This is a genomic window from Actinoplanes siamensis (genome assembly GCF_016862395.1).
In the GTDB taxonomy this organism is placed as follows: domain Bacteria; phylum Actinomycetota; class Actinomycetes; order Mycobacteriales; family Micromonosporaceae; genus Actinoplanes; species Actinoplanes siamensis.
The window spans coordinates 1-8,175 of sequence record NZ_BOMW01000112.1 but is presented as its reverse complement, the minus strand read 5'-3'; the positions used below and the strand labels follow the sequence as shown (position 1 = coordinate 8,175).

Genomic DNA, 8,175 nt, shown 5'->3' with positions numbered 1-8,175 from the left:
TTATATAACACCCTCGACCACGCTAAGTGATGTTCTATAACACCGTCTACGGGGCACCGGCATGGTCGTTTGCCGAATGGCGCGCAAAGCCGCTGACGCCCCCCCGCCAGCAGCCCGCCCGGCGCGCGAGACCCTCTCTGGACCCCAGGCGCGGCACTGGCGGCTGGGCCGCGATGTGTCGCCCCAGCCGGCGCCGGGACACGCGAGCCCTGGCGGCAACGCCCGGCCGGGTGCGGCTACCGAGCCCAGGAGACGTGACGGGACCAGAGATTGTCGTACGTGGATGCGAGGATGGCGGCCGTTCGTGATGACCCGCTCACCGTGGTCAACTTCGTTGGGGGGAGCGCCATGCCGTTCGTCAAGCCGCACCAGCGCGGCGGCAAGCCGGTCAAGGGCTACTACCGGCTCAACTCGATCTGGAACTTCTGGTTCGGGTTCCTGCTGATGTTGCTGTTCTTCAGCGTCGCGCGCGGTCGCTGAGCACCGCGGACACGACGCCGGCCGGCCGGTCCACCAGCGCGATCCGGCACTGCCGGGTGACCTGCCGGGCCGGCCCGGTCGAGCGGCCGGTGGTGACCAACAGCGCGACGTCCGCGCCGTAGATGTTGAAAGTGTGCATTGTCATACACGTTGTTACCTGCGGGTATGTGCTCGATAACGCGCTCACCACTACCAGCAGTTCTAGTACAAAATCGATCCACTGCCGTATCTCTAGATTTCCACCATGTGGCGCACCCTCGCTTGCACGATCAGGGGGTATGACTCGGCCAACCTCCGATCCCGCAGGCAGAAACACTGCTACGCCCGCCGTACCAGCTGCATCAAGGCTGGTCTGAGCAGGAAAGACAAGGACCGAAGACAACGCGCGCCGCGGCGGCGCGGCCTGCTGCCAGCGGTGACCGCCGACGTCGCACTCTCACACCGGTCGCTGTCAGCTCCGGCGAACACTCCCGGATACGACGGAACTCTGACGCAGGTCTGACAGCGCTGGCCACGCCTGTTCTGTCAATCTTCATCGCGGGTAATGCATGGCCGTCAGGTAGCCGTACGAGGTCGTACAGACCATCACGGCTACGCCTTACGGCTGGCTCTCCGCTACCACCCGCTGCCGCTCCCGGCGCTCATGGCCGGCGCGTTTGAGCGCTGTCCGCCATCGCCGCTCCTGGGCGCCGGCGTCCGGGGCGGTCTCCGCGTCGGCCACCGTCTGCAGCGCGGCCCGGATCTGCGCCTCGGTCCAGCCGCCGGCCAGCAGTCCGGCGACCTGATGCGCCAGCGCCGACACCCGGCCCCGCGATCGTTTGCGCTGCGCCTCGCTGTCGCCCAGCTGCCACGGCAGCGGATCGACGATGCCATCGGCCGCGGGCAGGAACGCCTTCAGGTCGGGGACAGTTCTCGCCTCAGTCACCGCCCGATCCTCGCGTACTGGGCCGCCGGCGGAGACCACCGCAACGCCGGGACTCTGGCCCGCGACCGACTCGGCCCCGACACCCGGACAGCAGGCTTAGAACAGCTCGATGTTGGCCGCCTCGCCGGTGGGTGCGCTGGCGTCTTCGGTGGGTGGGGCCAGGCTGCGCGCTTTCCCGAGTAGACGAGAGCGACGGAGTGCTGGGCCCGGACATCATCTGCATTCCGGGGTCCGCGCCCACGTAGGCGACCCGCGGATCCGCTGCGGGAGCGGTGCCAGTGTCGCTCATGCGGGGAGAAGGTCCACTGCTTCGGCCGCGAGCCGGTCGATGGCATCGACGGGCACGACGAAAGCGATGTGCCACGTCTCGTCGTCCTCGCCAATCAACGCCGAGACTGTGGCATCGGTGTTGATGCACCAGTGAACCGGGATTCCACCGGCCTCACCGATCTGGAACGCACGCCGGGTGGCCCAGTCCGCGTCACGGATCGACTTCAGCCGGGCGAGGTCGCGCAGCTGGGCCAAGAAGTGAAACTCCCACGTCGGGGCCTGCAGCATCACCACGACGACGGCAGGATCATCTCCGTCAGCCTCGATGGACACGTTCACCACCGCAGCAGGATGGCATGTGGGTCGGGGCCGACCTCCGATGGCCCGGCCGACACCAAGACCAGCACGCCCGACATCGTCCGTGCCGCCTCGACATCTGGACGGGGAGTCCCCGCACCACGGCCACGTGACGTTGCGACGCCGGTGAGCACGCCGAGGCGGTCGCATCGAGGCGACCTTGCCCGATCTCGGATGCGGTCTGAGTTTCGTGGGTTCCGCTCCAGCTGCTCGGCTGCACGAAGGCCGTCAGCTCGTGATCGTCTCGGCGCGTAGGTAGCTGTAGACGGTCTCGCGGCTGATGCCGTACTCCTTGGCGAGGGCGGACTTCTTCTCGCCGGCGGCGACCCGGTCGCGCAGCTGCTGCGCTTGCTCGGCGGTGAGGGCGGGTTTGCGGCCGGTGTAGACGCCACGCTGCTTGGCCGCGGCGATGCCCTCGCGCTGGCGTTCGAGGATCAGGGCGCGCTCGAACTCGGCGAACGCGCCCATCACGCTCAGCAGCAGGGTGGCCATCGGGGAGTCCTCGCCGGTGAAGGTCAGGCCTTCCTTGACGAACTCCACCCGCACGCCCTTGCCGGTCAGCGTCCGGACGAGCCGGCGCAGGTCGTCGAGGTTGCGGGCGAGCCGGTCCATCGAGTGCACCAGGACGGTGTCGCCGTCGCGGACGAACGCGATCATCTCGTCGAGCTTGGGCCGAGCGGTGTCCTTGCCGGACGCCCTGTCACTGAAGATCCGCTCCACCTCGACCCCGTCGAGCTGGCGGACGGTGTTCTGGTCGACGGTGCTGACTCTTTTGTAGCCGACACGCATGTTTTTCGCCTTCCCGACCGCCTTTTGTCGGGTTGGACTCTATGGAGTCACCGGACATGCGTCAAGAAACGCCGCAAGGGACCCTATCCTGACGTCCTTTGGTGCTGGTGGGGATTGTGGTGTTGGGGTGTACCTCAATCGGACACCCTCCCGCATGGTCGACAGTCAGGTGGATCGCCCGAACTGGCGAAACGAAGCCAACTCGCGCGTCAGAACGGCGGTTCGTCGTTGAAGTTCGACGCGGCCGGCCGGGGAGCCGTTGCCCACGGGTCGTCGAAGTTGTTCGGGACCCGCGGGTCAGATGCAGCGGGATCCTCCTCGACTGCCTCCGCCCAGGCCTGCCGGAGGGCGTCCATGTTGCTGAACGGCTCGTTTATGTTGTCGGTCCAGCGCTCCTGCCCAGGCTCCAAGTCCGACGCGGCAAAGAACGCCAACGCGATCGCCTCGACGGTGTGCCACCGCGGCGGCACATGCCCGCGCAGGATCCGCCGGATGGTTTCGGTGCTCGCGGTGCCTTTCAGATCGTCGTTGGCCCGGATCCACTCCTCGATCTCCCGTAGCGCCGGACTGCCCGCCGCCCGGTAGAGCCGGAACATCTCCTCGATGAATCTCCGGCGTTTGGTGCCGTTGCGCACGACGTCGGTGCTCGGCATCCGGATGATCCTCGGCACGGGCTTCTTCCTCGGAGACTCAGGTGAGCGGTGGACACACGAAACCACCGGAAGGCCAGTGATAACACACGTTGGCACTGGGAAGCCACACGGTTCCTCCCACCACCACAGCGTGCACACAGATCAACAAGGGTGAGCAACCCGCCTCTGGCTGGCCCGACACTGAATTCCGTCGTCCATGCCGGACGATGCCGGCAGTCGTGGAAGCCGGGTTCGGGGAGGGAAGAACATGCAATCACCGTTCACTTGGGCCGGGGCCACCGCCGCGGCGTTCGCTCCCGCGTCGATGCCGTGGTGGGTGTCGGCTCTGCTCGCGGCGGCCGTGCTGGCGGTCGCGGTGACTGGCACGGTGCTGGACTACCGGTTGCGGCGCCGCGCGATCGAGAAGGTGCCGGCGCAGCGTGTGGTGGACGTCCTCAACGCGGCCCCGGCCGCCCGTCGAGGCCGCCGTGGCCGATAACCGGGTAGCTCAGGCCGCCGGGGGCGCGTAGCGCCGGGCGAGGTCGTCGAAAAACTGGTACGTGGTCACCGACGTCCTGTCCGAGCACCAAGCGCTCGTCGACGCCACCCTCATCGGGTAGCAACACCACGGTGTTACCACCTGCGGCTGGGTGTTGTCGGAAGCGTTACTACCCGGCGCCCCGCACCCGTAGCGGCTGACCCTCGTCAGGCGTTGCTGCCCAGCTCACGGGGTAGCAACGCCCCGATGTCATCGCCAGGCTTCAGCGTGGGCGGCTGGCGTCCCTCGGATGGCGTACGCGGTGCTGGACCGTGGGTCGTCGGCCCGTCACGATGGGGTGATGAGCGAGGTGCGTCCCCGGTGGGCGAAGCTCCCGCCGGCAGAGCGGGAACGTCGTCTTGCGCAGAGCCTCGCGGACCGGGCACGGGTCCGAGGAGATGCCGCGCCTCTGCTGCCGGAGGCCGAGCGACGGCATCGGCAGTCGCAGAGCGCCGCCGCCCGAGCCCGGGCCGAGCGTTGGGCGGACCTTCCAGAGGATGAGCGGCGCCGCCGGCAGTCGCAGAGTGACGGCGCGCGGGCGGCCGCGGCTCACGAGGCCGCGCTACCGGAGGACGAGCGGCGCCGGCGCCAGGCACAGCGTGCTGCCGCCGTGGCCGAAGCCAGGGCCGAGGGCCGGCGGAGGGCCCAGGGCCGGCGGACCGTGCCGGTCCGTCGCGGTTCTGCCGCCGAGGTGGCCGAGTTGGCGAACGACGAGACGCTTCAGGCGATGTGGAACACGGTCGAGAACGGCGGCTACGACTTCATGTCCAAGGGCGACTGGTGACCCGCGCGGGTGCCAGGCCGTGACGGGCGCTGTACCCAAGTCGGACGTTTCCGCCGGGGTGACGGTCCGCGACGTAACCGCGTCGGCCAAGGCGCGGATGGGCCAGCGAAAGCGTTGGACACCGGTCATAGCCTCGACAGATGACGTCCCAGGTTGACCTTCAGTGGCCCCTCACATTGATCCGAGAGTGCAACTCCTCAGCCACCCTATTCTCTCGTGGACTGGACACCGTGCGGACCATGCGCCACGACTACACAGACTCCGTGGTCGCCATGTCCTTGCTCGCCCTCGGGGCGGAGAAGATGCTCAAGCTGACCATCGGCATGTCCGAACGCGACCAGGGCCGCGACTGGCCGACCAAGAAGGTCATGCGCGAGAACGTGGGTCACCGGGTGCTGAAGGCAGATCAGAACGCCCGAGCCCTGCTCGATGCCCATGCCGGCACCGTGCCGGGGCTACTGGACGGCATGAAGACGCAGGTGGCGGCGGATCCGGTGCTGCCTGTGGTGCTCAACGCCCTCGACGCGTTCGGAGACGCTGGACGCTTCCACTACCTCGACGTGCTGACCGGCGCGACGCCGGACGACGAGTCCCCCCAGACCCTGTGGGGCGAACTGACCACCGCCATGACGGTGGGGGACCCCGCGTTACTGGCGGACATCAAATCGACGGAAAACTACGAGCGAGGGCGGCAACGGCTCAACAAGGAGATCACGGACTCTCTGACCCGCTGGTGGGAGCTGTATATCGCAGCGTGGCGTACCGGCGCCATCGGAGACGAGGCGAAGCGGTACGCCCACGAGTTGGCGTTGGAAGCCCGGGACGCACGATAGGTGGCTACAGCCGATGCGGCCGCCGGGCCCGTTCCACAACCAAGGAAGCGGAACGACTTTCAGCAGCAAAGGGCCAGGCCCCCTCACATGCATCACGTCGAGGGGGCCTGGCCCTTTACTGCTGAGTTACATGAAGTAGGGCGCGGTCGCGGCACCCGACAGGATGGCGATGACGATGATGATCCGGATAGCGACGGCCGTCGGCATCCGAAGGTTCAGCGAGAAGGTCATGGCGTCCATGGGTACACACCTCCCTCCGAAAGCTCAGTCCTCATGCGGTGGACGGTCCAACTTGGTCGACCCTCCCGCGCGAACTACGCACTGCTCGCGGCCGCGTTGGAGGCCGAGGTCGCCGCCTACATCGCCGCGCACGCTGACCAGCTCGACGAGAACGGCCGCCGCCTCGTGGTGCGTAACGGCCACGCGCGGCCGCGGCAGGTGCTCACCAGCTCCGGCGCGGTCGAGGTGGTGGCACCAAGAGTCAATGACAAGCGCATCGACGAGCAGACCGGCGAACGTAAGCGGTTCGCGTCGGCGATCCTGCCCGCCTGGTGCCGCAAGTCCCCGCAGATCAACGAGGTCCTGCCACTGCTCTACCTGCACGGCCTGTCCAGCAGCGATTTCGTGCCCGCGTTGCAGCAGTTCCTCGGCACCAGCTCCGGACTGTCCGCCCCGGTGATCACCCGGCTGACCGTGCAGTGGCAGGACGAGGCCCGCGCGTTCGCCGGCCGGGACCTGTCCGGCGCCGACTACGTCTACCTGTGGGCCGACGGCGTGCACCTCAACGTCCGCCTGGACGAGGCGAAACTGTGCCTACTGGTCATGGTCGGCGTCCGCGTCGACGGCCGCAAAGAGCTGGTCGCGCTCGCCGAGGGCTACCGCGAGTCCACCGCATCGTGGGCGGACCTGCTACGCGACTGCAAACGCCGCGGCATGCGCGCTCCGATCCTCGCGGTCGGTGACGGGGCGCTCGGCTTCTGGAACGGCCTGCGTGAGGTGTTCCCGAACACTCGGGAGCAACGCTGCTGGTTTCACAAGATCGCCAACATCCTCGGGGCCATGCCGAAATCCGCGCATCCCGGCGCGAAAAAGGCCCTCGCGCAGATCTGGAACGCCGAGGACCGCGACCACGCCCGCCGAGCGGTCGCCTCGTTCAAACTCGCCTACGGCGCGAAGTTCGGCAAAGCCGTCGCGAAGATCGTCGACGACCTCGACCAGCTTCTCGCCTTCTACGACTTCCCGGCCGAGCACTGGGTGCACCTGCGGACCACGAACCCGATCGAGTCGACGTTCGCGACCGTCCGGCACCGCACCAAGATCACCAAGGGTCCCGGCTCGAAAGCCGCCGGCCTCGCGATGGCATTCAAGCTAATCGAAGCCGCCCAGCAGCGCTGGCGAGCCGTCAACGCACCACACCTGGTCGCCCTCGTGCGTGCCGGCGCCCGCTTCGAACGCGGCAAACTCGTCGAACGCCCCGCCGCCGAACTGGCCACGATCGAGACCGCAGCCGCCTGATCAAGATTTCTCATCCACAAGTCTTGACTATTGCTCCACAAACCGCGCGTCAGCCTGAAAGCTGAAGCAGCATACGTCCACGAGGATAGCGATCTTGGTTCTGAGCGCGAGTAGCGGTCCCGGCTTGGCGGGAGTTTGGGCCCCGGCGCCTTCCGGCGGGTTTCATTGGGCGTGAGTTTGGGACCCGCTCTGGTCGTGGGTGCTTCCCGTCATCGTCTTGGGTCGTGCACCAGTCGGCAGCGAGCGAACCTCCGAGCGTGCCATGATCACCAGATGGAGGAGGCGTAAGATGGAGGAGGCGTACCGCCCCCACGCTCTTCGCGTGATGGCTGAGTACATTAGCGACGACCCCGTCTGGGACTCGGACCCTGACCATATGGGTCCGGTCGTTCTCCAAGATCTCGGTGTCAGCACGCAGCTTGTCCAACGGTTGCAGGCATGGAACGAGCGCTTCAACGGCATCGCGCTGACGGACTTCGAGTTCACCAGCGTTGATGAGGAGCGAAGCTGGCGGCAGGAAGGGCTGGCGCTCGCTTACGAGTTGCAGAATGAGCTGCCGGACATCGAGATCAGCTATGCCGAGGACACGGACCCGAGGCCCCTCCGCGATCGTCGCGGACCCCGATTGCACTAGATTCCGTGGGCGAGCCAGTGCGGCTCCGGAGGGAATCCGGGATATCGGACCAGCGCAGCCGTGTCAGGTTCATGCCGTGGCACGCTACCGCCGGGCTCCTCCCCAGGCACCGCATTTACGGCGGATGTTCTGACCACAACCCAAGCCTTTAATTCGCATTGACGCACCCGCCTGTCACTCGTCATCATGAGAGAGTGAGTGATCGGCATTCACTCGATCATCCGGAAAAGCGATTGCACCACCCGGGCGCTGCAACTACGGTCGTCCACACAGCCTCACGAACAAGGAGCAAACCGATGCGCCGCTGGCACGCCGAAGCTAACCCGCAGCACCTGCTGCCGGGTTCGGCTGTCTGCGCCTTCGGGACGCACCAAGAGCAGACCCGCAGCATCAAGCCCACCGGGAGGCGCACCTAGTG

At 67.1% G+C, this 8,175-nt stretch carries 10 protein-coding genes and 1 pseudogene; 6 read left to right on the top strand and 5 right to left on the bottom strand.

The features are described 5' to 3' along the window. The first annotated feature begins 291 nt into the window (after positions 1-291). Positions 292-480, top strand: coding sequence for a hypothetical protein (locus Asi03nite_RS37000; protein WP_203685182.1), 189 nt, complete (start codon positions 292-294; stop codon positions 478-480). Here Asi03nite_RS37000 and Asi03nite_RS36995 read toward each other — a convergent pair. From Asi03nite_RS36995 to Asi03nite_RS36975, 5 genes are all read right to left on the bottom strand, one after another. After that, positions 458-619 (bottom strand): PDDEXK family nuclease, encoded by a 162-nt coding sequence (locus Asi03nite_RS36995; RefSeq protein WP_203685181.1) that lies wholly within the window; start codon positions 617-619, stop codon positions 458-460. The genes Asi03nite_RS37000 and Asi03nite_RS36995 overlap by 23 nt on opposite strands. Before the next feature lie 459 nt (positions 620-1,078). Next, a complete protein-coding gene (locus tag Asi03nite_RS36990; protein ID WP_239103205.1) occupies positions 1,079-1,405 on the bottom strand; it encodes a hypothetical protein in 327 nt (108 codons plus the stop codon). 285 nt (positions 1,406-1,690) lie between these two features. Continuing rightward, the gene (locus Asi03nite_RS36985) at positions 1,691-2,017 is read right to left on the bottom strand and encodes a hypothetical protein (protein ID WP_203685180.1); all 327 of its coding nucleotides are present in this window, start codon (positions 2,015-2,017) and stop codon (positions 1,691-1,693) included. Positions 2,018-2,260: 243 nt separating this feature from the next. Further along, a complete protein-coding gene (locus tag Asi03nite_RS36980) occupies positions 2,261-2,821 on the bottom strand; it encodes a recombinase family protein (protein ID WP_203685179.1) in 561 nt (186 codons plus the stop codon). Between the two features lie 209 nt (positions 2,822-3,030). Further along, positions 3,031-3,474: a hypothetical protein gene (locus Asi03nite_RS36975; RefSeq protein ID WP_203685178.1), complete on the bottom strand. Its 444-nt coding sequence runs from the start codon at positions 3,472-3,474 to the stop codon at positions 3,031-3,033. Between the two features lie 247 nt (positions 3,475-3,721). Here Asi03nite_RS36975 and Asi03nite_RS36970 point away from each other — a divergent pair, with 247 nt between their 5' ends. The 5 genes and pseudogenes from Asi03nite_RS36970 (at position 3,722) to Asi03nite_RS36950 (ending at position 7,757) form a co-directional block, all read left to right on the top strand. Then, positions 3,722-3,952 (top strand): hypothetical protein, encoded by a 231-nt coding sequence (locus tag Asi03nite_RS36970; RefSeq protein ID WP_203685177.1) that lies wholly within the window; start codon positions 3,722-3,724, stop codon positions 3,950-3,952. A gap of 289 nt (positions 3,953-4,241) precedes the next feature. Further along, positions 4,242-4,775, top strand: coding sequence for a hypothetical protein (locus Asi03nite_RS36965; protein WP_203685176.1), 534 nt, complete (start codon positions 4,242-4,244; stop codon positions 4,773-4,775). 239 nt (positions 4,776-5,014) lie between these two features. Then, a complete protein-coding gene (locus tag Asi03nite_RS36960) occupies positions 5,015-5,608 on the top strand; it encodes a hypothetical protein (RefSeq protein ID WP_203685175.1) in 594 nt (197 codons plus the stop codon). Between the two features lie 321 nt (positions 5,609-5,929). Further along, positions 5,930-7,123: pseudogene (locus Asi03nite_RS36955) on the top strand (IS256 family transposase); the annotation flags it as partial. Positions 7,124-7,412: 289 nt separating this feature from the next. Further along, positions 7,413-7,757: an immunity protein CdiI family protein gene (locus Asi03nite_RS36950; protein ID WP_203685174.1), complete on the top strand. Its 345-nt coding sequence runs from the start codon at positions 7,413-7,415 to the stop codon at positions 7,755-7,757. The last annotated feature ends 418 nt before the right edge of the window (positions 7,758-8,175 follow it).